The 23,977-nt window shown below is 47.3% G+C and carries 17 protein-coding genes and 1 pseudogene; 4 read left to right on the top strand and 14 right to left on the bottom strand.

The features are described from left to right. Nucleotides 1-19: 19 nt before the first annotated feature. A pseudogene (locus L5M37_RS12030) lies at nucleotides 20-2,119 on the bottom strand (multiheme c-type cytochrome). A 541-nt stretch (nucleotides 2,120-2,660) separates the two neighbouring features. On the opposite strand from L5M37_RS12030, the gene L5M37_RS12025 reads away from it, so the two are divergent. Both L5M37_RS12025 and L5M37_RS12020 read left to right on the top strand, forming a co-directional pair. Continuing rightward, a complete protein-coding gene (locus L5M37_RS12025) occupies nucleotides 2,661-3,257 on the top strand; it encodes a thymidine kinase (RefSeq protein ID WP_028761119.1) in 597 nt (198 codons plus the stop codon). Between the two features lie 369 nt (nucleotides 3,258-3,626). Beyond that, nucleotides 3,627-6,704: a transglycosylase domain-containing protein gene (locus L5M37_RS12020; protein ID WP_263178031.1), complete on the top strand. Its 3,078-nt coding sequence runs from the start codon at nucleotides 3,627-3,629 to the stop codon at nucleotides 6,702-6,704. Nucleotides 6,705-6,855: 151 nt separating this feature from the next. Here L5M37_RS12020 and L5M37_RS12015 read toward each other — a convergent pair whose 3' ends face one another. From L5M37_RS12015 to L5M37_RS11955, 13 genes are all read right to left on the bottom strand, one after another. Further along, nucleotides 6,856-8,067: a PQQ-dependent sugar dehydrogenase gene (locus tag L5M37_RS12015; RefSeq protein WP_263178029.1), complete on the bottom strand. Its 1,212-nt coding sequence runs from the start codon at nucleotides 8,065-8,067 to the stop codon at nucleotides 6,856-6,858. Nucleotides 8,068-8,236: 169 nt separating this feature from the next. Next, nucleotides 8,237-8,995, bottom strand: a complete 759-nt coding sequence (locus L5M37_RS12010; protein ID WP_263178027.1) for a sulfite exporter TauE/SafE family protein — start codon at nucleotides 8,993-8,995, stop codon at nucleotides 8,237-8,239. A 191-nt stretch (nucleotides 8,996-9,186) separates the two neighbouring features. After that, the gene (locus tag L5M37_RS12005) at nucleotides 9,187-9,504 is read right to left on the bottom strand and encodes a cytoplasmic protein (protein WP_263178025.1); all 318 of its coding nucleotides are present in this window, start codon (nucleotides 9,502-9,504) and stop codon (nucleotides 9,187-9,189) included. Nucleotides 9,505-9,542: 38 nt separating this feature from the next. Then, on the bottom strand, nucleotides 9,543-10,145 hold the full coding sequence (locus tag L5M37_RS12000) for a DJ-1/PfpI family protein (protein ID WP_113940987.1): 603 nt from the start codon (nucleotides 10,143-10,145) through the stop codon (nucleotides 9,543-9,545). A 136-nt stretch (nucleotides 10,146-10,281) separates the two neighbouring features. After that, on the bottom strand, nucleotides 10,282-11,298 hold the full coding sequence (locus tag L5M37_RS11995) for a hypothetical protein (RefSeq protein WP_263178023.1): 1,017 nt from the start codon (nucleotides 11,296-11,298) through the stop codon (nucleotides 10,282-10,284). Between the two features lie 571 nt (nucleotides 11,299-11,869). Further along, the gene (locus L5M37_RS11990) at nucleotides 11,870-12,526 is read right to left on the bottom strand and encodes a CoA transferase subunit B (protein ID WP_105252045.1); all 657 of its coding nucleotides are present in this window, start codon (nucleotides 12,524-12,526) and stop codon (nucleotides 11,870-11,872) included. A 128-nt stretch (nucleotides 12,527-12,654) separates the two neighbouring features. Further along, nucleotides 12,655-13,359, bottom strand: coding sequence for a CoA transferase subunit A (locus tag L5M37_RS11985; protein ID WP_219253343.1), 705 nt, complete (start codon nucleotides 13,357-13,359; stop codon nucleotides 12,655-12,657). A gap of 87 nt (nucleotides 13,360-13,446) precedes the next feature. Beyond that, nucleotides 13,447-14,370: a hydroxymethylglutaryl-CoA lyase gene (locus L5M37_RS11980; RefSeq protein ID WP_263178021.1), complete on the bottom strand. Its 924-nt coding sequence runs from the start codon at nucleotides 14,368-14,370 to the stop codon at nucleotides 13,447-13,449. A 1-nt stretch (nucleotide 14,371) separates the two neighbouring features. Beyond that, complete coding sequence (locus L5M37_RS11975; protein ID WP_263178019.1) at nucleotides 14,372-16,435, bottom strand: acetyl/propionyl/methylcrotonyl-CoA carboxylase subunit alpha; 2,064 nt, start codon at nucleotides 16,433-16,435, stop codon at nucleotides 14,372-14,374. Further along, nucleotides 16,435-17,313, bottom strand: coding sequence for an enoyl-CoA hydratase-related protein (locus L5M37_RS11970; protein ID WP_263178017.1), 879 nt, complete (start codon nucleotides 17,311-17,313; stop codon nucleotides 16,435-16,437). The genes L5M37_RS11975 and L5M37_RS11970 overlap by 1 nt, the downstream gene beginning before the upstream one ends. Before the next feature lie 49 nt (nucleotides 17,314-17,362). Beyond that, the gene (locus L5M37_RS11965) at nucleotides 17,363-18,970 is read right to left on the bottom strand and encodes a carboxyl transferase domain-containing protein (RefSeq protein WP_263178015.1); all 1,608 of its coding nucleotides are present in this window, start codon (nucleotides 18,968-18,970) and stop codon (nucleotides 17,363-17,365) included. A gap of 108 nt (nucleotides 18,971-19,078) precedes the next feature. After that, entirely contained in the window at nucleotides 19,079-20,248 is a 1,170-nt protein-coding gene (locus L5M37_RS11960) for an isovaleryl-CoA dehydrogenase (protein ID WP_263178013.1), read from the bottom strand. Nucleotides 20,249-20,388: 140 nt separating this feature from the next. Then, the gene (locus L5M37_RS11955; protein ID WP_006082318.1) at nucleotides 20,389-20,796 is read right to left on the bottom strand and encodes a MerR family transcriptional regulator; all 408 of its coding nucleotides are present in this window, start codon (nucleotides 20,794-20,796) and stop codon (nucleotides 20,389-20,391) included. 291 nt (nucleotides 20,797-21,087) lie between these two features. Between L5M37_RS11955 and L5M37_RS11950 the strand changes: the two genes are divergently transcribed. Continuing rightward, a complete protein-coding gene (locus L5M37_RS11950; protein ID WP_263178011.1) occupies nucleotides 21,088-23,046 on the top strand; it encodes a propionyl-CoA synthetase in 1,959 nt (652 codons plus the stop codon). Nucleotides 23,047-23,332: 286 nt separating this feature from the next. Then, nucleotides 23,333-23,647, top strand: coding sequence for a quaternary ammonium compound efflux SMR transporter SugE (sugE, locus tag L5M37_RS11945; protein WP_263178009.1), 315 nt, complete (start codon nucleotides 23,333-23,335; stop codon nucleotides 23,645-23,647). The last annotated feature ends 330 nt before the right edge of the window (nucleotides 23,648-23,977 follow it).

Raw genomic sequence — 23,977 nt, 5'->3', positions numbered from 1 at the left:
GCGATGATGAGATGATTAATTAGCGAGTAAACTTGTGGTATTTATCAATACCAGAACTTCTACCTGTGTCATGACATACTGCACAGGATTCAGAGGTCGGTTGTTTAAACCAGTCAGCAACCTTTGGTATGCTGATTTCACCACCGTTGCTTGCCATATGCGCCTTAGCTGAATCGCTAGTGTGGCAGGCATAACAGTTAGCGGTGACTGGGCTTGTCATTTTGCTACCTGGCTCAGCGATGTATTGATTTGGCACTTTGCTTAAATCAATCGCTTTTTCATGACAGGCAACGCAGCTAGTAGAGGCTTCAATCGCGCCTGCACCGTTAGCGGTTTGCGCTTGAGTTCCATCAGCTTTAACTTCACCGACTTTAGCGCCATTACCCCAGTGCCAGCTGTGCACCATAGGACCAAAACCTGCGCCTAAGGCTGCTGAAGTACGTTCCATGCCGTTGTCATGGCAGGCGATACAAGCTTTACCACCTTCATCGAAGGCACCATTTTTGTGGAACGCAGTGGCATCGTTGTGACAAGTAGTACAGCTGTTAGTACTCGCTATCTCACGACGTTCGAAGCCAGAGACCTTTTGAGTGGTGACAGGGTTAACGACATCTGAGTAAGCCGTAAAGGATATGCCCATAGAACCATCATAACCTGTCGCTCTTAGGTTGCCATTACTTTGGTAGCGTTGCTTACCATCATATTCCATCCAACCAGCGGTACTGAATGTCACGCGGGCAGAATAAACATAGTTAGCATTCACTGCGCTGATATCTGTCAGTAAATGACAGATATTTTTAGTGCCGTCAGTGTTGTAACCATAGTAGTAGTTAGTACGGTTACCTGGGCGACCCACTAAGCTGCCATTTTCATAGGAATGTAAATAAGCGCCCGCATAAACTACGGGTTTCTTAGCGTCATATACTAGCGGGCTAGAATAGTTAAAGTTGTCTTTAATGCTAAAGACGTTACCATCGGTGTCTTTCACTGTCAGCGTTGTACACCAGCCTGGGGCGGTTACTGCAGCCGCAGCACCTGTCGGCGCATAGTGGTCTGTCTTGGTAGAAATATCATCTACTTTAACAGGTGTTGATAGACTCAATTTATACTTAGCGCGAATCGCTTGGCGTTCGGTTATACCCGCTTTGCTTTCGTGCATAATGCGCAGATCCGCACCATTACTTGGGATAATAGCCCCTGGTACGCCACCACTGTCATGGCAATCAATACAACCTGGTCCAGCTACGTTGATGTTTTTAGGTGCTTCAACGTGACAAGATGTACAGTTTTGTACTGAAAAGTCTTTAGTAAAATCTTAGTGATTGATATGACCAATTTTAGATAGGGTGTTTGTCGCATAGCCACCCGTAGAGAAACCTTCAGCATTGACAACTGCGCGGCTGACTGAGCCGTGACACACTAAACAGCCTTCCACGAAAGTGACTTCGCTGTCCATGCCGGTAGCGACATAGCTTGCATGACGACGAGGGCTTGTTGAATAGTCGATATGGCAAGAGTAACAACTATCAGTTGTGGTTGAATGGGTGCCTTCAGGTTTGTTAACGACCAGAGGTTTAGAGGTCGCAATACCATTATTACCACCGACACGTAACCAAACGATACCTTCAGTACTTGGATTAACCCCTTTCATTGGTACTTTAAATTGGTAATGACCATCAGCTAAAGCGGTCAATTCAGCGCCGACGGTTGCTTGAGTTGCTTCACCGCCAATATGGACATTATCTGCAACACCACTTTTATCAGCTTCGGTGCGGTTAGTGATGAAGCCTTTATCTGTTAGTGCAGCCACTTTGGCTTGAGCATTTAACAGTCCGTTGATTAGGTTATTGTTTTCATCTGTAATTTCAAATTCGTAAGTGATACTGCCTTCGCCAAAGCTATAGTTGATCACTTTGACGTTAGTCATAGTAGAACTGGTGACTGGGGGCGGTGTTCCAGGCTCACCGGGTGTTCCTGGTTCACCAGGTGTTCCAGGGATACCGGGCGTTCCTGGTGCTCCATCTACACCATCTTTACCATCATCGCCACAGCCAACAAGGGCGCCAGTTAGTGCTAAGGCAACTAAATATGCCAGTTTTCTAGAGGTGAAAATTCTCATCATAATCTCCATTTGATCCAATATGCGAATAAAGGACGGAGTGGAGCACTAAAGTTTGCAGGGTAGATTAGTGCTTTGACCGTTGGTCTCAATTTGCAAGCTATCGAATACTTTTCTTTTTTTAATTGAGCACGTTTTGTCTCGAATGAAATATTACTGTTAACGCTATGTTTGTTTTTTGAGCGCAAGCCCATTTATACCTATTACTTTGGAGGTAGATCACACTTTTTAAATTTAACTTTTACTAATTTTTCCTTACGAAACAATATTTAAGGTTCAGTTAAGCTTTCATTAACAATTGAACGGCATCGGGGCGTTTTTTATGTTTTTTGCAGGGAGGAGTATTAAATGAAGTGGACTAGAAATATTTCAGGAGGCGATTGGAGATTAAAATGATTGATAAGTTGGTGTCATTGCAGAATTTCATGATAAAAGCTTAGCGGCTGCTAGTGTTCTGATGTGAAGCGCAATGTTAGACTAGCGCTCAATTTGGCTCTGGTAGCAGACGCGTAAGCGATAACGTTTTTAAAGGGTATAAGTCTTGGCTCAATTGTATTTTTATTATTCGGCAATGAACGCGGGTAAATCCACTTCACTATTACAGTCATCCTATAACTACCGTGAACGCGGTATGAATACTTTGGTCATGACAGCCTCCATAGATGACAGATATGGCAAAGGTAAAGTGGCCTCACGTATTGGCATTGAAACCGAAGCACAGGTATTTAGTAGCCAAGATGATTTAACTCAAATGATTAGCGATGTGCATCAAGCTACGCCATTAAGTTGTGTGTTGGTGGATGAGTGTCAGTTTTTGAGTAAAGAACAGGTTAAGCAGCTGACGCATGTGGTCGATAATATTGATATTCCTGTACTCTGCTATGGCCTAAGAACGGACTTTCAAGGCGAACTTTTTAGCGGCAGTCATTATTTATTAGCTTGGGCCGATAAATTAGTTGAGTTGAAGACTATTTGCCATTGTGGACGTAAGGCTAACATGGTGGTGCGTCTTGATGGTGAAGGCAAGGTGATGCGCGAGGGTGAGCAAGTGGCGATTGGTGGTAATGAAAGTTACGAGTCTGTCTGTCGCAAACATTTTCGTGAATTTATCTGGGATGCGCATGAATATGTGGGATGAGGCTTCGTTAATAGCGTGTAATTATTAAGCGACTCATTCTTTTTATGCGACTTAAATTAGTTCGTTTTGTTTTTAAGTCATACTGTCTGTTGCCTTAATCGCTGAAAATACCTTGATATCAACAAATTAATATTTGGCAAAATGTACTATCAGCTTAACATGAGTATTGATTAGTGGCGGTTGTGGGTCACAGGCACCCTTCTTTACAGTGAAGTTAGGTTTGATAAAGTGTGGAACATAATGGGTACTAAGACTAATTAATAGAGCCGGATAATGGCTAGATGAGTTTGATATCTTGCTTTACTGAGTGGCAACGGATTTGCTGAGTTGCATGAAAGATGAATATTTTAGTGTTTTTTTGGAGCTGTTTTGCCTAATTCCACATCAGAGATGAAGTTCGAAAATTATCGTCCTCGTCCACCACAACCTGAGCCTAAAGCTAAGGTTAAGCCGCCGCGTAAAGCCAGATCAAAGGGCAGGGTCTGGTTCTTATTTTTCATTCTGATTTGCTGCGCTGCATTGCTGATTGGACTTGAGGTTAAAACTTCGTTTTATCAAGCAAAATTCATCAATCAATATGCTAAGACGCTCACCTATGAATTAGAAAGCTCACCGAGCCAAGCGGTTATTTATCCTAGTTATGGTCCTTTCGATGAGCGCCATGGCTACAGTAAGTTACCTCAGTATATTGATAGGTTACTGCAACGAAATTTTCAGGTAACGCAACAAGTGGCGTTTTCGCCAGCGTTGCAGGAATACGCTCAACTTGGATTTTTTCCGCCTTACCATGAAAAGGCCCAATCTGGATTGACGCTGCTCGATTGCCGCAATACTGATTTATACGAATTTGCCTATCCTAAACGGGTTTATCAGGACGACGATAAGATCCCCAATGAAATCGTTAATACTTTACTGTTTATTGAAAACCGCGAGTTATGGACGACGGAAGAGAAACTCAATCCTGTGATCGACTGGCCACGCTTTGTGGTGGCAGGTATGAGTCAAATTGCTGAAATGGTTGGTATGAATGTCTCTACCGCGGGTGGCAGTACACTCGCGACTCAGATTGAGAAATTCCGCCATTCTTCCCAAGGTTTAACCTTGAGTATTAAAGATAAGTTACTGCAAATTGGCTCGGCCAGTGTGCGCGTGTACCAACAAGGTGAAAACACTGAACCTGCTCGTAAGCGCATCGTTCAAGATTATCTGAATACCGTGCCATTATCTTCGGCGCCAAATCATGGTGAAGTTCATGGTATTGGTGATGGATTGTGGGCGTGGTTTGGTACCGATTTCGATACTGCAAACAAGCTGTTAGCATCGCCGCAGATCAAAGGTAATGCCACCAAGCGCGGACAAGTATTCCGACAAGTGGTTGCCTTGATGATCGCCCAACGTCGTCCGTCCTACTATCTATTACAAGGTCATGAAGATCTTGAAAACTTAGTCGATAGCCATATCCGTTTACTCGGCCAGTATTATTTGATTGATCGTGGTCTACGTGATGCTGCACTCGCGCAGAAATTGCAGTTTAAGGTCGCCAAGCCGCAACGTAATACCCAATCTGGCGCAGATAAGGGCGTGAACACAGTTCGCATTCGCACCGCAGGCATGTTAAATGTGGGGCTGTATGATTTAGACAGGCTCGATTTGACGGTCAATAGTAGCTTACACAGTGACTTACAGCAGAAAGTCAGTCACTACTTACGCAGTCTGGCGCAAGTGCCTACCGCGGAGAAAGTGGGTCTGCTTGGCGAACGGTTACTCGACCCAAGTCAACTGCAAAACGTACTGTATAGCTTTACGCTTTATGAGCGCACTGAGACCGCCAACCGAGTTAGAGTGCAGACGGATAGTACCGATCAGCCTTTTGATATTAACGAGGGCAGCAAGTTGGAATTGGGCTCAACCGCTAAATTGCGGGTGATGGCGACCTACTTAGAAATCATTGCCGAAATCCACGACAAGTATTCCAAGAAACATGGGATTGAATTGGAATCCATCATTATCGAACCTAGGGATCATTTAACCCGTTGGGCGATTGATTACTTGATTTTGAATCCCGACAGACGTTTAGACCGCATGTTAGATGCGGCGTTACAGCGAGAATATTCAGCCTCAACCAGTGAACAGTTTTTTACCGGTGGTGGGTTGCATGTGTTTAATAACTTTAAAAAAACAGAAGATTTAAAAACGCCAACACTTTACCAAGCCCTGCAGGATTCGGTTAACTTGCCGTTTGTGCGCCTCATGCGCGATATCGTGAATTACAGCAGTAGTATGCAAAACGAGGGCAATATGGCCCAGTTGCTGCGTAATGATAAAGATCCGCGCCGTGACGAATATCTGCGAGTATTTGCTGATAGAGAAGGTAATACCTTCGTTACTAAGTTTTATCGTAAGTACAATAAAGTGGCTGCGAATGAGCGTTTCGACATATTTTTTGATGGTTTGTCCCAGTCGGAGCAGCAGTTGACGGCAGCGTATCGCTATTTACTGCCCGATGAATCTATGGCGTCATTTAAGGCTTTCTTGAAGCAAAGATTGCCGCAGGTGAGCTATACCGATGGTCGTATTAAGAGCTTATATAACAAGTACGGTCCGGATAAATATAATTTGCCAGATCAAGGCTATATCGCACGGGTGCATCCCTTAGAATTGTGGGTGCTGGATTACCTTAATCATAATCCTGATGCCAACTTGAACGATGTTAAGCAGGCGAGTGAAGCACAACGTCAAGAGGTTTACCGTTGGTTGTTTAGGACGCGGCATAAAAACGCCCGTGACGTACGAGTGCAAGTGATGCTTGAAGTTGAAGCCTTCCTTGACATACATCAACGTTGGGCGCGTTTAGGTTATCCCTTTGATTCTATGGTGCCATCCTTAGGCTCAGCGCTGGGTAGCTCGGGTGACCGACCCGCAGCCTTAGCCGAGCTGATGGGCATTATTCAAAATGATGGCTATCGTTTGCCCACAGTGCGTATCAATCAGCTGCATTTCGCCGCAGATACGCCCTATGAAGTGAGATTACAGAATCAGAACACCCAAGGTGAGCGGGTAATGCGCCATGAAGTAGCACAAGCCTTAAAAGCGGCGCTGGCGAACGTAGTGCAAAACGGCACCGCACGTCGTTTAAAGGGCATTTTTACCGATGAAAAAGGTGGCATGTTAGCCATAGGCGGGAAAACCGGCACCGGTGATAACCGTATTGTGACTCAGATGCAGCAAGGTAAAAAAGTGGCGACTACGGCGATGAACCGCACCGCGACCTTCGTGTTTTATCTAGGTGACAAATACTTCGGTACTTTGACCGCCTTCGTGCCAGGCAGTAAATCCGATGATTTTAGTTTTACCTCGGCGCTGCCATTGCAGGTGATGAAGGGCATGATGCCTATTTTAGCTCCCTATGTACAAACCGAGCAGGGCATGTGTGTGGTGAACGAATAAAGGCATGAATTAAGTGCCACGCCAACGACAAAGAGTGTTCCTGATGAACACTTTTTGTCGTTTTAAGGCTTAAATTCTCTATCGATTGAGTTTATTGCTGTGGTTAACATGGTTTAGTTAAAGCACTGTGATAAAAGTGCAGCGATTAAGATTACTGCGGCGATAACTGGTAAATTTTTGATTTAGCTTCATCGGTTACGAGATAAATCAGTCCATCTGGCCCTTGCACGACTGAGCGCAATCTTTGCCCTAATTCAGTTTTCAGTAGCCGCTCTTCTTTAATTATCTTGTCGCCATCAAGCACTAAACGCACCAGTGTTTTTCCCTTTAGGCTGGCGAGTAACAGATTATTTCGCCACTGTGGAAATTTATCACCTGTGTAAAACATAAAGCCCGCCGTGGCAATAGAGGGAACCCATTTGTAGACGGGTTGCTCCATTCCTGTCTTATGGGTGCCTTCGCCGATGTTGCCGCCACCATAATTCTCACCATAGGTAATCACTGGCCAGCCATAGTTTTTAGCCGCTTGGTCAATATTGAGTTCATCGCCGCCCTGGGGCCCATGCTCGCCCGTCCACAATACTTTGCTGACGGGATTAATCGCCGCGCCCTGCATATTGCGATGACCAATAGACCAGATCTCGGGTAAGGCGCCAGCCGTATTGACGAAGGGGTTATCCTTAGGCACTGAGCCATCGGCATGAATACGCACCACTTTGCCTAAATGATTGTCTAATGTTTGGGCGCTATCTTTTTCGCTGTAGCGATCGCCAAGCGTGATAAACAAAGTGCCATCAGGCGCCCACACTAAACGAGATCCAAAATGGTGGCCGCTGTTGACTTTAGGTTGTTGACTAAAAACGCGAGTGAGATTTTCAAGCTTGTTACCATTGAGCGTGGCAAAACTGACCGCTGTGCTATTGAGCTCACTTGCATCACCTTCAGCGGGTTCTGAATAACTGAAATAGATTTTTTTGCTGCTGGCAAAATCTGGCGCAAGCACGACATCAAGTAAACCACCTTGACCTTTGGCATACATAGGCGGTAAACCCGTTAAGGGTTCACCCACTTTGCCTGCGGTGCTGACAATGCGCATTCTGCCAGCACGTTCAGTCACGAGCATACTGCCGTCGGGTAAGAATGCCATACCCCAGACATTCTCTAACCCTTGGGCTATGGTTTTTACCTGAATATTACCCGTTTCCGTTTTGACGCTAATGGTCGCTGCGCTAGCGGTTTCGGTGTAAATAGCCGGTGAGCATGCAATAAGACACAGGGCAAGATTTAAGGTGCTTAGCTTCAAGGTCTTTGGCATTAATTTACTCAGTCTTAAGGTCCTCAGCTTCAAGGTCATCAGTTTCATCGCTATCCTTAATCACACTGTTCTCCTATAGGATGGATCAGAGTAACAAGTCAGTCACATAAGGGCAATTTATCGGCGAGACCTTATATCAAAACTCGCCTGTCCAGCTTTTATGAGCTTAAGCTTCACAAATCAAAAGTCTAACGTATGAAAACTAACGCATGAAAAACTAGCGCATGAAAAAGCCTAAGGCCATCGCTAAACCGACGATCACAATAAAGCCGCGTAGCAAGGGCTGTGAAATACGGTAGGCCAGCGCCGCCCCCACATAACCACCGACAATCGTCATAACGGCAAGCAGCAACAGATATTGCCCATCGATCACATTGCCCGCGGCATAAACCACAACGGCGATGGCGGTGAGCAGGGCTGAAATCAGATTTTTAAGTCCGTTCATCCCATGTAGATTGGTTTGCCCCATCAGGCCAAAACTTGCGAGTAGTATGATGCCTAAGCCACCATTAAAATAACCGCCATAGATACACACAGCCGACAGCATTATCAGTGCCGTCATCGGACTTAACATTGGCGTAGAGGTGTTTTCGCCTTGCTCAGCGATTCTTCGTTTGAGTAACCAAGGGCCAACAATAAAGGCCGCGGTGGCCAGTAGAATTAGCCAAGGGATCAGCTTTGCGAAGACTTGCTCGCTGGTGGTCAGCAAAATACCCGCGCCAATACTCCCGCCAATTAAAGCAATTAAGATCAGATTCTTAAGGCTAAGACTCGCCGGATATTCGATATCCTTTCTAAAACGCCATGCGCTGGCGATATAACCGGGCAGCAGCGCGGCTGTCCCCGTGGCATTCGCCGCAATCGGTGGAACCCCGACAAACACTAACGCTAAAAGGGTAATAAAACTGCCACCACCGGCAACTGCATTGAGCATGCCGCCTAAAAAGCCAGCGAGTGCAATAATAAGCCAGTCCATAGATACCGCTCCTTTGGACAATGAGAGAGATAAACAGAGCGCTAAAAATGTGTCTGTTATTATGAGTCAATCTAAGCACTCACCCTAACAGGATGATTTCGATATTGAAAGTCGCGTAATGATTCGTTACATATCGCCATTCGTGAAGGTGAAGATATAGGATGAGTGAGCAGGCTTTTACTTGCTTAGTGCTAGGGTACTTGATCCCAAATACCAGACATAAAAATAACCGCTGCTATGGCTTCACTTTGCTCGGTAAAAATATCTTCTCCCCAACAGTTTTGCCCACGTTCTTGGTAGTAAACATGAAAGGTACTGAGCATAGGTGTTCGAATGCAATACCAACCATCGAAGGTATTCTTAGCAAAATTGACCCAATACTGCGCATCAGCAGTTTGGATTTGCTGAACAAGTAATTCATTTTGCGATAGCAAAGCCACAAGCTCATTCTGGGTGGTGATTTGATGCTCGGCTTTTATAGCCTCGAGAAGATTTTTAAGTTTTATCATGGGATCCTTTTCATTCATCGAGAGTATCTACATCACTTTTAACGAATGGCCGCGGAGATGGAGGATTGGATTAATGCTTCAAAAATATCTGTTTGCCCGGCAGGAATAAGCTGCCTGTGAATTTCGCGGCGTTTCGCACTGTCGAATAAACGCTCCGCAACCCAGCCGGTTAAATAGAGTGAGGAAAGGCAGCCGCCCGCAGTGGCAATATTGCCATTAATCACGAGGGCGCAGTCTTCTACATCGACGCCCATGGCAACTAGGGCAGGTTTTGCATCGGGGTGAGTCGTTGCCGAGAGATTGTCGAGTAGCCCTAATTTGGCAAAGAAGAATGACCCCGCGCAGATACTGCCAAGCAATTGTCGTGTGGGATCTAATTTAAGGGCGGACATAAACTCAGTATCAGCAAGTGCCGCAGGTACGCCTTTGTAACCACTGCTGAATAATACCACGTCGGCATCAGCGACTTCGGCCACATGACCATCGGTTGCAACCGTCATCCCCAAGCTTGATATGTGGCTAGGTTTGGTCCCGAGTACTTTTACTGTCCAATCGGTTTTTGTACGGCCGAGAATATCGCGCATTAAGAAGAAATCGATATCGGTAAATTCATCAAATATCACAATCGCAATCTGGTACATAAGCTTTCCTCTGGCTTACATTGTGGATGACTTAAGGCTTGAATATGCTCAACCTTAAGCCTTGGGTCCTCAATATGAATAGAATCATGATTTTATTGGTTATCCATTTTTTATGAAAATTTGGTTAATCAAAATCTTAACCAGCACTAAACGATGGCAGTCGCTTGGCGAAAATAGCATGGGCATCAAAATCTTGGCTTTGCATTCTGGTTAATGTGTTGGTTAACACTTCATCGGCTGCATCTTCAATCCGCAGGATCTTCTCTGCTGCGACATAGTCGCTAAACGCTGTGCAGACTTGTTCAAACAAAGCCGTTACATCGCCAAAGGCCGGATGACTGAACTGCGGATTAGGCAAGCCCCTGAGGTCACGAAGCTTTAGCAGCATTAACGCCGTCAAGGGTATGTATGATAGATGTCCATTGTGGAACTCAAAAAAACACTTTTTATCCCCGATGATCGCTTGTTCTACCTGATCATTGCAGAGGGTTTGCAGCATAGTGCTGATGAATTCGATATCCTGTGTATCCCAGTTATCTAAAAATGACGCATAGGGGAAAGGAGCAGTTTTTCGCAGTGTCACTTGCACTTCAGTGGTAAAAGGCGGCTCGATATGCCCCAGATAACGGCCATACAGCTGCACCAAAAAATCGCCAATAAAGCCATGGGAGCGAACAATCCAGCCCGAACACCGCGCGGTTGCATCAGCGTGGTACAGCTCGTCCGCCTCGCGTTTAAGCCCAGCTAACAGCATCAGCACAAGCCGAAACACGCTGATTGTAGACCACATAGCGTTTGCTATCCCGCCAGTTTTTTCTATCGATGAGCAATATTTATAGTAATCAATGGCGGTTGCAAAATAACCGTAAGCGAGCGAGCGCATCAGCGGCTTAGGCTCAAGCAAGCCCGATTCAATATAGGTAAGTTGGGCTACATAGCCCCAATGACACTCGGGTACACCAAACTCAGCTCCAAATAATTCCCACTGGCGAAAATCCTCATCAAACTCACGATATTGTTTCACTCTCTCGAAACCATCTGTCATCCCACTGTCGATATAATCGGTCAGTAAATACTGGTCATATTCAAAGACGTTTTTGGCATAATCGCGCATATGTTTACGACTGCGCTTATTGAGAAACTTGGCTAACATCTTGAGCATCCTTATTATTTAGGCTGCGGCAAGTTTACCGCAACGGCGCTAAATATCACTATCTGTAGCACTTTTGAAGCAAGCATTAAGCGACTCCGTTGTAGCGATGGTGAACACACATTCGCCAGCAAAGAACCTTGCTAACATATGGTGTTATCAGTTTAATGCGCGACATTGTTCATTATTGAATATGCTGGGATGGGGAGTAAACCGCACTAATGCGTTGGCGACCATCGGAAAAAGGGACTTTTTCGTTGAGCCCCCAAGGATGGGTTTACGACGTGTCGCCAGAGCATTAGTGCTGTTTATGGCGATAAGCTCTCAAAAAGTTCCTAGACTGCAAAAGCTCACAAAAAACAAGGTTTGTAGTGAACAAGCTGGTGGTGAATTTTACTCATGGTTCCCCGTTTTCGCGGGGATGACAAAAGCAACGAGGCCCAGAATCATTTTTTGGGCCTTGTTGGTATCGTAAAACGTCGGTTAACGCTCAAAATTCTTTAGGTTAAAGCTTCAAACTAACTTGAGTTTCAACCTTAGCCGCTATACGTTACTTGCGCATTTTAGAGAACGCTTAAAACACCATTTCTGGTACATGCTCTGGCACGATTAATTTGCCAGCAGTTTTGCTGACGATTTCTTCTACGCTCACGCCTGGGGCGCGCTCTAGTAGATGGAAAGCGCCATCTTTGATTTCGATAAAGGCTAAATCTGTGACAACGCGTTTAATGCAGCCGTAACCTGTTAGCGGCAATTCGCACACGGGTAGCAGCTTAGAATTGCCGTATTTATCGGCGTGCATCATAGTCACGATAATGTTTTCGGCGCCCGCGACTAAATCCATCGCGCCGCCCATGCCTTTGATGAGTTTGCCGGGGATCATCCATGAGGCGATAGAGCCGTTCACATCGACTTCAAAGGCGCCGAGTACGGTTAAATCCACATGGCCGCCACGGATCATGGCAAAGCTTTCCGCCGATGAAAAAAATGAAGCGCCTTTGACTGCGGTAACGGTTTGTTTGCCCGCATTGATTAAATCGGGATCTATGGTGTCTTCGGTGGGGAATTCACCCATGCCGAGTAGGCCGTTTTCTGATTGCAGCATGACTTCCATGCCTTCGGGAATGTAGTTGGCCACCAGTGTTGGAATGCCGATACCGAGGTTGACGTAGTAGCCGTCTTTTAATTCTTTGGCGACGCGCTGAGCCAGTTGTTCTCTTGATAATGCCATGATATCTATCCTTTCTATTTGGCTTTGACGCTTTGGCCTTTACTCTTAGGTTTTTACCCTTAATTTTTTACTTTAGGGAGCTAAGTGCCAATTGCGTTAACTGTGTTTCAAGGTTTTGCCAGCGCCTTTTATTTCGCGGCTTTTACCGTGCGCTGCTCGATACGTTTCTCGAACGTGCCTTGAATAACGCGGTCAACATAGATGCCCGGCGTGTGGATATGATCTGGGTCTAGCTCACCTGGCTCAACAATAAACTCGGCTTCAACCACAGTGATTTTGCCCGCGGTCGCCATCATAGGGTTAAAGTTGGCAGCGGTTTTACGGAATACCAAATTACCCATGGTATCGGCTTTCCATGCGCGCACTAAGGCAAAATCTGCGGTCAGCGACTCTTCTAACACGTAATGGCGACCTTTGATTTCGCGGGTTTCTTTACCATCAGCGACTGGCGTGCCGTAGCCTGTAGCGGTGAAAAATGCCGGAATACCTGCGCCGCCTGCGCGGATCTTTTCCGCCAGCGTGCCTTGGGGCGTTAAAATCACGTTCAGTTCGCCAGAGAGCATTTGCTGTTCAAAGGTGGCATTTTCACCCACGTAAGAGGCGATCATAGTGGCGATTTGGCGATGTTTTAACAGTAAGCCAAGGCCGAAATCATCAACGCCCGCGTTGTTCGAAATCGCCGTTAAGCCGTTAACGCCCATCTTAACCATTTGATTGATTAAGCCTTCTGGAATGCCGCATAGGCCAAAGCCGCCGACCATAATGGTCATGTCGTTTGATAAGCCTGCTAACGCTTCTTCATAGCTGCTGACGACTTTATTGAGTCCTGCCATTGTGATGTCCTTTTATGCTTTATAAAACGCGCTGCGAATGACGCGCATTTTTAATAACGGTTGTTGGTGTCGTTAATTATTGTTGTTCTATTTTGCTAACAGGGCTGTGGCCACTTTCGAACCGTTTTTACGATTCAACTGCGTGCTGATCGCTTGCCCTGCTAACGCGAGTTTTGGTAAATCGATACCCGTTTCGAATCCCATGCCGTGCAGCATATACACTAAGTCTTCGGTGGCAAGATTGCCCGATGCGCCTTTGGCATAGGGGCAACCACCAAGACCCGCAACCGAGGAGTCAAACACCCGCACACCTAAGTCTAAACAGGCCAAAATGTTGGCTAATGCTTGGCCATAGGTGTCGTGAAAGTGTAGCGCCAGTTTATCCATAGGCACACGTTCAGCCACTGTTTGCAGCATTCTACGGGCCTTTTGCGGCGTGCCTACACCGATAGTGTCGCCGAGTGATATTTCGTAACAGCCCATTTTGTAAAGGATTTCAGACACACGGGCCACTTCACTGACCGCTATCTCACCTTCATAGGGGCAGCCGAGCACACAGGACACATAGCCGCGCACCGGAATATTGTGTTTTTTTGCTAATTCCATCAAAGGGATAAAGCGTTCAATCGACTCTTCTATCGAGCAGTTGATATTGCGCTGACTAAAGCTTTGTGAGGCGGCGCCAAATATTGCCACCTCACTCGCTTTTGCATCCAGTGCCAGTTCAAAGCCTTTGACGTTGGGTGTGAGCGCGCTATACACCACGCCGCTTTGACGCTGTATTTGCTTGAGCACATCGGCAGAATCGGCCATTTGTGGCACCCATTTAGGTGACACAAAGCTGCCTGCTTCGATACGCTTAAGCCCCGCACCTGCCAGCGATTCAATCAAGGCGATTTTAGCTACCGTCGGCACAGCGACTTCGTTTTGCAGGCCGTCGCGCGCGCCCATCTCGAAGATGCTGACCCTGTCTTTGGCGTTCGCTGCTTGGCTTAGATTGGCTAACGACATCTTAGGCTTCCTTGGTCGCAGTGGGCTCAGCTTCAATCCCATTTAATGACGCTAGGTTTAACGGCTCAACGTTAAGCAAGGTTGCGCCATCGGTGACCAGCTCGCCCGCTTTAAAGTAGAACTCAGTGACTATGCCATCAAAGGGGGCTTCGATGGTGTATTCCATCTTCATGGCTTCCATCACCAGCAAACCTTGGCCCGCTTTAACTTGTGTGCCGACATCGACTAAATGGGTCACTACCGTGCCGTTCATGGGCGCTTTTAACTTGTCAGCATTGCTGGCTTGTTCTTCGACCACGAGTGTTTGCACAGCTTTAAAGTGGTAACTGCCGGAGGATAAAAACAGCGTAAAGTCATCACCTTGGGCGCTAACGGGCACTTTACTCTTATGGCCGTTGATTTCGGCGAGCAGTAAATCTTGTTTCAGCTCGCCATTTAGCAACCAATCTTGTCCGTGCAGCGGTAGCTGATACATGCCGCCTAAATCGAGCATCACTAACTGCTGCAATTCATGGGCATCATCGAGCAGGGCAATATTGTGCTGGCTGCAGCTGTTGAGTCTAAAGCCGCTGACTTGACCCCAAGGCGAGTAAGGATCGGCGCTGTTGATCGCTTGTGCTTTGGCGGCTTCTTTACGGGCAAGCACTTGATACAGCGCGGCAAAGGCAAGGGCAGTGTCAGCTTCGCTTGAAGCTGTGCCAATTAAGGTGTCGCCATAACGGCCAATAAAGTCAGTGCTAAAGTCGGCATTGGCAAACGCTGGGTGTTCGGCAATGTTCGCTAAAAACTCAATGTTGTGCTTAAGGCCGCTGATTTGATACGACTCTAAGGCATGCACTAAACGTTGCAGGGCGCGTGGGCGCGATTCATCCCAGACGATAAGCTTGGCAATCATAGGATCGTAGAAGTTACTGATCACATCGTTTTCACGAATGCCCGAATCGATACGCACGTATTTGCTTTGCTCGGGTTCGCGCAAAAAGTTGAGCTTACCGCTGGCGGGTAAAAACTCATTCTGTGGATCTTCGGCATAAATACGCACTTCAAAGGAGTGGCCGTGAATACGTACTTCATCTTGCTTAAGGGGCAGTGGCTGACCACTGGCGACCATCAATTGCCATTTCACTAAATCTTGGCCTGTGACCATCTCAGTCACTGGATGCTCAACCTGCAGACGGGTGTTCATCTCCATAAAATAGAAGCTATTGTCTGTATCTAGCAGAAACTCTACAGTCCCCGCGCCAACATAATCGATGGCTTTGGCTGCCGCGACGGCTGCTTCACCCATTTGGGCGCGCAGTGCATCGCTTAACCCTGGCGCTGGCGCTTCTTCGACCACTTTTTGGTGGCGACGTTGAATCGAACAATCGCGATCCGATAAATAAATCGCGTTGCCAAAGGTGTCGGCAAACACTTGCACTTCGACGTGGCGCGGCTGGCGTAAATAACGCTCCATCAATAACTTATCGTTACCAAAAGAAGAGGCCGCTTCACGGCGCGCCGAGTTAACGGCTTCCATGATTTCGCCTTCATTCTCGACGATACGCATGCCTTTACCGCCGCCGCCATAAGCCGCTTTGATCAGCATAGGGAAGCCGATTTTCAGTGCCTCCGCTTTTAAGGTCGCATCGGTTTGGTCATCGCCGTGGTAACCGGGCACTAAGGGCACGTTTGCCGCTGTCATAATAGATTTAGCGGCGCTTTTACTGCCCATGGCATCGATAGCATCGCTACCTGGGCCAACAAAGACGATGCCTGCGGCTTCACATTTACGGGCAAAGTCGGCGTTTTCAGATAAGAAACCGTACCCAGGGTGAATGGCTTGGGCGCCGGCTTTTTTGGCGATATCGATAATCAAATCGCCCTTTAAATAGGAGTCTGCCGGCGCACTGCCGCCTAGATAGAAAGATTCGTCGGCCATGGCGACATGGCGCGCTTCTTTATCGGCATCGGAATATAGGGCAACGGTGCGAACGCCCATGGCATGGGCCGTTTTGATGATGCGACAGGCGATTTCACCGCGGTTAGCAATTAATAGTTTAGTAAACATGTGCTTGGTCAACATCAAAGAGCTCCTTGGGTATCACTTGGCTTTTGCATGGGCTTGGAGGGCGTTGAGTGTGCTTGTTGCCAGTTAGGCTGACGTTTCTCAAAAAAGGCGTTTAAGCCTTCTTGGCCCTCGGTCGATACCCGAATGCGGGCGATACGCTCGCTAGTGTAATCAATGGTTTTTTGGTCTATCACGCCGTCTTCAAGATGCGACAGCAGTGTTTTTACCCATGCCATGCCTTGCGGGCTATTGGCTAGTAGCGCGTCAATCATAGGCTTTGCGGCGGCGTCTAAGTCATCGCTGATCTCATGAATGACGTTAAGCTTTAATGCGGTTTCTGCACTAAAACGCTCGGCGGTCAGCATGTAGCGGCGCGATGCACGGATACCCATAGCGCGGGCAACGTAAGGGCTAATTACCGCAGGAATTAATCCGAGTTTTACTTCGCTTAAGCAAAAGCTGGCGCGCGTCGTGGCGATAGCGATATCGCAGGCGCAAATCAGCCCCAGTGCGCCGCCAAAGGCTGCGCCTTGCACCAATGCAATGGTGGGTTTTGGAAAGGTATCTAAATCCTGCATCAGTTTTGCTAAGGCTTTGGCATCATTTAGATTTTGCTCAAAGTCCATTTTGGCTTGTTTGCGCATCCAATTGAGATCGGCGCCGGCGCTGAAGTTTTTGCCGTTTGCTTTGAGTACCAGCACTTGGCATTGCTTGTGCTCAGCAAAATAGCTAAGGACGCTAATCATCTCGCTAATCATCACTTCATCGAAGGCGTTGTGTACTTCTGCTCGGTCAAGAATAAGCTCGGCAACGCCGTGATTGAGCGCATGGCTCACGTGCTGTAAGTTGCTTAAATCTTTTGTGCCGCTAGCGCTGTTTAATGTGTCTGTCATTATTATTTTCCTATCTTCTTGTGTGACATATGTTTTTCACATGTGCCTTTTACATACGGAATACACCAAAGCGGGTGTCTTCGATAGGAGCATTTAATGCTGCCGATAGGGCAAGGCCGACCACATCACGGGTTTGCGCTGGGTCGATAATGCCGTCATCCCATAAACGGGCACTGGCATGATACGGATGACCTTCTTTGTCGTACTGGGCGACAATCGGCGCTTTAAAGGCTTTTTCATCCTCAAGTGACCATTCTTCACCTTTACGGGCTAAACCGTCGCGGCGCACTGTGGCGAGAACGCCTGCGGCTTGCTCTCCGCCCATCACAGAAATACGGGCATTAGGCCACATCCACATCATGGTCGGTTCGAACGCGCGGCCACACATGCCGTAGTTACCCGCGCCGTAGCTGCCGCCAATAATCACAGTAAATTTAGGTACATTGGCGCAAGAAACCGCGGTTACCATTTTGGCACCGTGTTTGGCTATGCCTTCGTGTTCGTACTTTTTACCCACCATAAAGCCAGTGATATTTTGTAGGAACAGCAGCGGAATTTTGCGCTGGCAGCACAGTTCGATAAAGTGCGCGCCTTTTTGCGCCGACTCCGAGAACAGAATGCCGTTGTTGGCGACAATGCCGACTGGGTAGCCGTGAATACGGGCAAAACCGCACACTAAGGTCGCACCATAGTTGGCTTTAAACTCATCAAAATCAGAATCATCGACGATACGGGCGATCACTTCCTTGACATCAAAGGGCTTTTTCAAATCAGTGCCGACAATGCCATACAGTTCGCTAATATCGAACTTTGGCGGTTTGACAGGACTTAAGAGTGATTTGATTTCTTTTTGATGATTCAGGCGTGATACCGCGCGGCGGGCAAGCTCTAACGCGTGCTCATCGTTTTGGGCTAAATGATCCGCTACGCCGGAAATTTTAGTGTGCACTTCGGCGCCGCCTAACTCTTCGGCGCTGACTTCTTCACCAGTGGCCGCTTTGACTAATGGCGGGCCTGCTAAGAAGATAGTGCCTTGATCTTTTACGATAATCGATTCATCCGCCATGGCCGGCACATAGGCGCCGCCTGCAGTACATAAGCCCATCACCACTGCAATTTGCGGTATGCCTTTAGCGGACATTTGCGCTTGATTGTAAAAGATGCGGCCGAAATGGTCGCGGTCGGGGAAGACTTCATCTTGGCGGGGCAGGTTAGCGCCGCCCGAGTCGACTAAATAGATGCAAGGCAAGTGACAACGGCTGGCAATATCTTGGGCGCGAAGGTGTTTTTTAACGGTAATCGGGTAGTAAGTGCCGCCTTTAACCGTGGCGTCGTTGGCGATGATCATGCACTCGACACCGCTTACGCGGCCGATACCGGCGATAATACCCGCAGCGGGGACTTCTTCGTCATAGACTTCAAACGCCGCGAATTGCGATAGCTCTAAAAAGGGTGAGCCGGCGTCGAGCAGTTTTTCAACCCGTTGACGGGGAAGTAATTTACCGCGGGATAAATGACGCTCAAGCGCCACTGGGCCGCCGCCGAGTTCGATTTTGGCTAGTTTAGTTTTAAGATCGGCCACGAGGGCGGCCATATCAGCGGATTTCGCTTTAAATTCATCGCTACGGGCGTTAATACGACTGCTTAATTGCGTCACTTTGGTTGTCCTTCTCAAGCGGAAATTCGGTGTGTAGAGCTATCGATTTTGAGTGTTTATCGATACTTAGGGCTAATGGCGCGCAGTGTCCATTAGCCCTATGGCGACCTATTTAGTCTCGTTAAATAGCTCGCGGCCAATCAGCATGCGGCGAATTTCAGAGGTGCCAGCGCCGATTTCATACAGCTTGGCATCGCGCAGTAAACGGCCGGTGGCGTATTCGTTGACGTAACCGTTACCGCCTAGCAGTTGAATCGCATCCAGTGCCATTTTAGTGGCGAGCTCTGCGCTATAGAGGATGGCGCCCGCCGCATCTTTACGGGTGGTTTCACCGCGATCGCAGGATTTTGCCACGTTATAGACATAGGATTTGGCGGCATTCATGCCTGTGTACATGTCGGCTAACTTGCCTTGCACTAGTTGGAATTCACCAATCGATTTACCAAATTGCTCACGCTCGTGGATGTAAGGCACAACGATGTCCATACAGGCATTCATGATCCCCAGCGGACCGCCAGACAGTACGACGCGCTCGTAATCGAGGCCGCTCATCAGCACTTTTACGCCGTTATTGAGTCCGCCTAAAATGTTTTCTTCTGGTACTTCTACATCTTCAAACACCAGTTCGCAGGTGTTAGAGCCGCGCATGCCGAGTTTGTCGAGCTTTTGCGCTTGGCTAAAACCTTTCGAATCACGTTCAACGATAAAGGCGGTAATACCGTGTGCGCCTTTGGTTAAGTCGGTTTTCGCGTAAATGACATAGGTGTGTGCATCTGGACCGTTAGTGATCCACATTTTGTTGCCGTTTAAGATGAATCGGTCGCCTTCTTTACGGGCATGCAGCTTCATCGAAACCACGTCAGAACCTGCGTTTGGCTCACTCATGGCCAGCGCGCCAATATGCTCACCGCTCACCAGTTTTGGCAGGTACTTGGCTTTTTGCGCTGCATTACCGTTACGGTTGATTTGATTGACACACAGGTTTGAGTGGGCGCCGTAACTTAGGCCGATAGAAGCGGATGCGCGGGAGATTTCTTCCATTGCAACGACGTGGGCTAGGTAGCCCATGTTCGCGCCGCCGAACTCTTCGGGTACAGTTACTCCGAGCAGTCCCATTCCTCCAAGCACAGGCCAAAGTTCATTGGGAAAGGCATTGTCGTGATCCACTTTCGCGGCAATTGGGGCGATTTCATTCGCGGCAAAATCCTGCACTGCATCGCGCAGCATATCGACGTCTTCGCCTAGGCCAAAATTCAGACTTGTGTAGAGAGAGTTCATTGCTTGTGTCCTTTCAGATGTTCTAATTTCAGATTGTTATAGTTTTTATGATTTTTAGGTGCTTGAGTCTTTTAAATCTTGTACTTAAATCCGTAGTCGTTATCGCTATCAAATTGATTTGATTTTGTGTCAACGGGGATTTAGGCTTTTGCCGTTTTGTTATCTTCTAAGGCTAAACGGCACTGCTGCTCGGCGGAATTGAGTTCCATCAATACGACTTTGATGTCGTCCATTTGCTGTTGTAGGGCGGACTTTTTTTCTTCCACTAGCGCCAGCATGGTATTGAGCTGTGAGGTGCTGCTCTTGTCGGCATCGTATAATTCGAACAAACGACGGGTTTCTGCCAAAGAAAAGCCCAAGCGTTTACCGCGCAGAATGAGCTTGAGACGCACCCTGTCTTTGAGGCTATAAATACGGGTTTGACCGCGGCGTTTTGGCTTAAGCAAACCTTGGTCTTCGTAAAAACGAATACTACGAGTAGTGATATCAAACTCTTTTGAGAGATCACTGATCGAGTAAGTCGTTTGTGGTGTGTTCGTTGCGCTCATTCATGCACCCTAAATAATCAGTTTTAAGCAAGATATATGAAGTTTACGTAAAGGTAAAGATTTTGGCTTTTATTCTGTTGGCAAAAAAGTGTCAATCCCAATTGCCATAAGCCTGTGCAGCGAGATTAAAACGTATGCTTTAAATTAGTGTTCTCACATAAAACCACAAATATCTTCTGGTTATAGGCTAACGTCTAATAGTGGGCTTTAGACCTCCTTGCTAATAATAGAAGCAGGAAGGGGTAGTTATTGCGGCTGACGATGTGAGTCGCAGTCCTGATTGGAGGACATATGTTGACCGAACAGCAAAATGCATCTTTAGCGCAAGCCACAAATCAAAAACAGAACCAACAAAAACATCAAGCGTTGCACCAAGCATCCTTGCTTAATAAAGCCGAATTCTGGGGAGAAGCGGCGAAGACGCTCGATTGGATTAAACCGGCGCAAACGGTGCTCGATGAATCGCAGGCACCGTTTTATCACTGGTTCGCCGATGGTGAGATGAACACTTGTTATAACGCCGTTGACCGCCATGTGTTGGCTGGACGCGGTGACCAAGTGGCTATCCAGTATGTGAGCCCAGTGACAGACACTGAATACGGCATTAGCTATGGTGAGTTACAGGCTCAAGTGAGCCGACTCGCGGGCTTTATGCAATCTATTGGTATAGGAAAGGGCGACCGTGTGGTGATTTATATGCCTATGGTGCCGGAAACCGCCTTCGCTATGCTGGCCTGTGCCCGCATAGGTGCGATTCATTCGGTGGTTTTTGGTGGCTTTGCTGCCAATGAGCTCGCGACTCGGATCAATGATGCTAAGCCTAAATTGGTCTTGTCGGCATCTTGCGGCATTGAGCCTTCGGGCGTGATCCCTTACAAGCCTCTGTTAGATAAAGCGTTAGCTCAGTCAGTACATCAGGTTGATCACTGCCTAATTTTGAATCGTAGCCAGTATCAGGCCGATTTATTTGAGGGCCGTGACTTAGATTGGCAAGCCGCATTAGCAACTGCACCTAAGGCCGATTGTGTTGCGCTTAAGGCTACCGATCCCTTGTATGTGCTTTATACCTCAGGCACCACGGGTCAGCCTAAAGGTGTGGTACGCGATAATGGTGGCCATGCCGTGGCTCTGGCTTGGTCGATGCAGCATATTTACGATATTCAAGCGGGTGATGTGTTTTGGGCTGCGTCCGATGTGGGTTGGGTTGTGGGTCATTCTTACATTGTGTACGGACCGCTGCTGGTGGGCGCTACAACCTTAATGTATGAAGGCAAACCTGTTGGTACGCCAGATCCCGGCGCATTTTGGCGCACGATTGCCAAATATAAGGTCAAAAGCTTCTTCACCGCGCCGACGGCCATTCGCGCAATTAAGCGTGAAGATCCTGACGGTGAATATCTACAAGGTGTTGATTTAAATTGTCTTAAAAATGTGTTTTTGGCGGGGGAGCGTTGCGATCCCGACACTTTAGTTTGGGCACACACTAAATTCGCTAAACCTGTTATTGATCACTGGTGGCAAACCGAAACGGGCTGGCCTGTCGCAGCAAACTTGATGGGTACAGCACCGGTTACCATTAAACCAGGTTCGCCAGCTTTACCTGTACCGGGTTATGCGGTTGAAGTGCTGGACGAATTAGGTGAGCAAGTTGCGGTCAATACTTCAGGTAATGTGGTTATTAAATTGCCTCTACCGCCGGGAACCTTAACGACACTGTGGCAAAATGATCAACGCTATCAAGATAGTTACTTGTCTATGTATCCAGGTTATTACTTAACTGGCGATGCGGGTTATACCGATGAAGACGGCTATCTCTACATTATGAGTCGTATTGATGACATCATAAATGTGGCGGGGCACAGGTTATCGACCGGACGTTTTGAAGAAGTCTTGTGTCAACATCCTGATGTGGCCGAAGCGGCTGTGATTGGTGTGGATGATCAGCTTAAAGGTCAGGTGCCTTTAGGATTAGTGGTGCTGAAAAAGGGCGTGACGATCAGTGATGAAGAGCGGCATAAACAGCTTATTACCTTAGTTCGTCAAGAGATTGGTCCCGTCGCCTCCTTTAGGTTAGTGAGTGCCATTCAAAAATTACCTAAAACGCGCTCTGGTAAAATTTTACGCGGTACTATGCGAAAAATTGCCGATAATCAGCAATATACTGCACCTGCGACCATAGAAGATCCACAAACCTTAGAGTTAGTGCGTACCGCGCTCACTCGCATGGGTTATGCCGATGCCTTAGTGTAAGAAATATAGAGCGTAAAGGCTTTTATAGAAAGAGTGTAAAGGTCTTATAGAGAGTTGAAATATCAAGGCGATAGTAAACTGACCAAGTTTGCTATCGCCTTTTTGCGCATGGCATTTCTTATTTCGGCAAAATCAAAGATTGAAATTTTCACCTCAAATTTGCTAGTCTTGCAGGCTCATCACGTACAGCTATATCACCTACAGTTTTACTGTAATCAAATGGCTTAGGGACGACCCTAAATACGCCTAATCTAATATGGGGACGACCCCTTTATGGGAGTTCACTATGAGTTGGTTCTTATTAGTTCTTGCGGGTTTATTTGAAATTGGTTGGGCTATAGGGCTTAAATATACCGACGGTTTTACGCGTTTGTGGCCAAGTATCTTTACAATAGCGTCGATGGCAGTGAGTGTGTTGCTACTAGGACTCGCGGTTAAGCAGCTACCTATCGGTACGGCTTACGGCGTGTGGGTCGGTATTGGCGCTATGGGCACCGCAATTGCGGGAATTATCCTCTTAGGAGAAGGCGTTAGCTTACTTAAAATCGCCAGTTTGATATTGATATTACTGGGTGTTTTAGGGCTTAAACTTGCCCATTAATTGACGGTTCTATTAGGGCGTGTTGACGTTTCGAGATTAAATTTTGTTCGCTCTGGCAAGCTCGTGATCACGAAACGAGGAGTGACGTGTAGTTATTCTACTCAAATGACGAGTGACAAAGAGCAAGAGCTTGCCAGACGAACCCTTCGGGCAGCGTTTGGCTGGCGTTTCTGCTGCGTTATCGCCCGTTTATGTAGAATAACTACACTGCTCGGGCTTTGCCTTGCATAAAAGCCAGCCAACTCGCTGCAAAAACAACCCTGAAACGTCAACACGCCCTAGATAAAATGAGACCTAAACGATTGGTACTTTCGGCACAATCGAAATTGC

It is taken from the genome of Shewanella sp. SM69, from assembly GCF_025653985.1.
GTDB lineage: Bacteria > Pseudomonadota > Gammaproteobacteria > Enterobacterales > Shewanellaceae > Shewanella > Shewanella oncorhynchi.
Note: the sequence above shows the minus strand (reverse complement) of the source record. Positions and strands in the feature narration are given on the sequence as shown.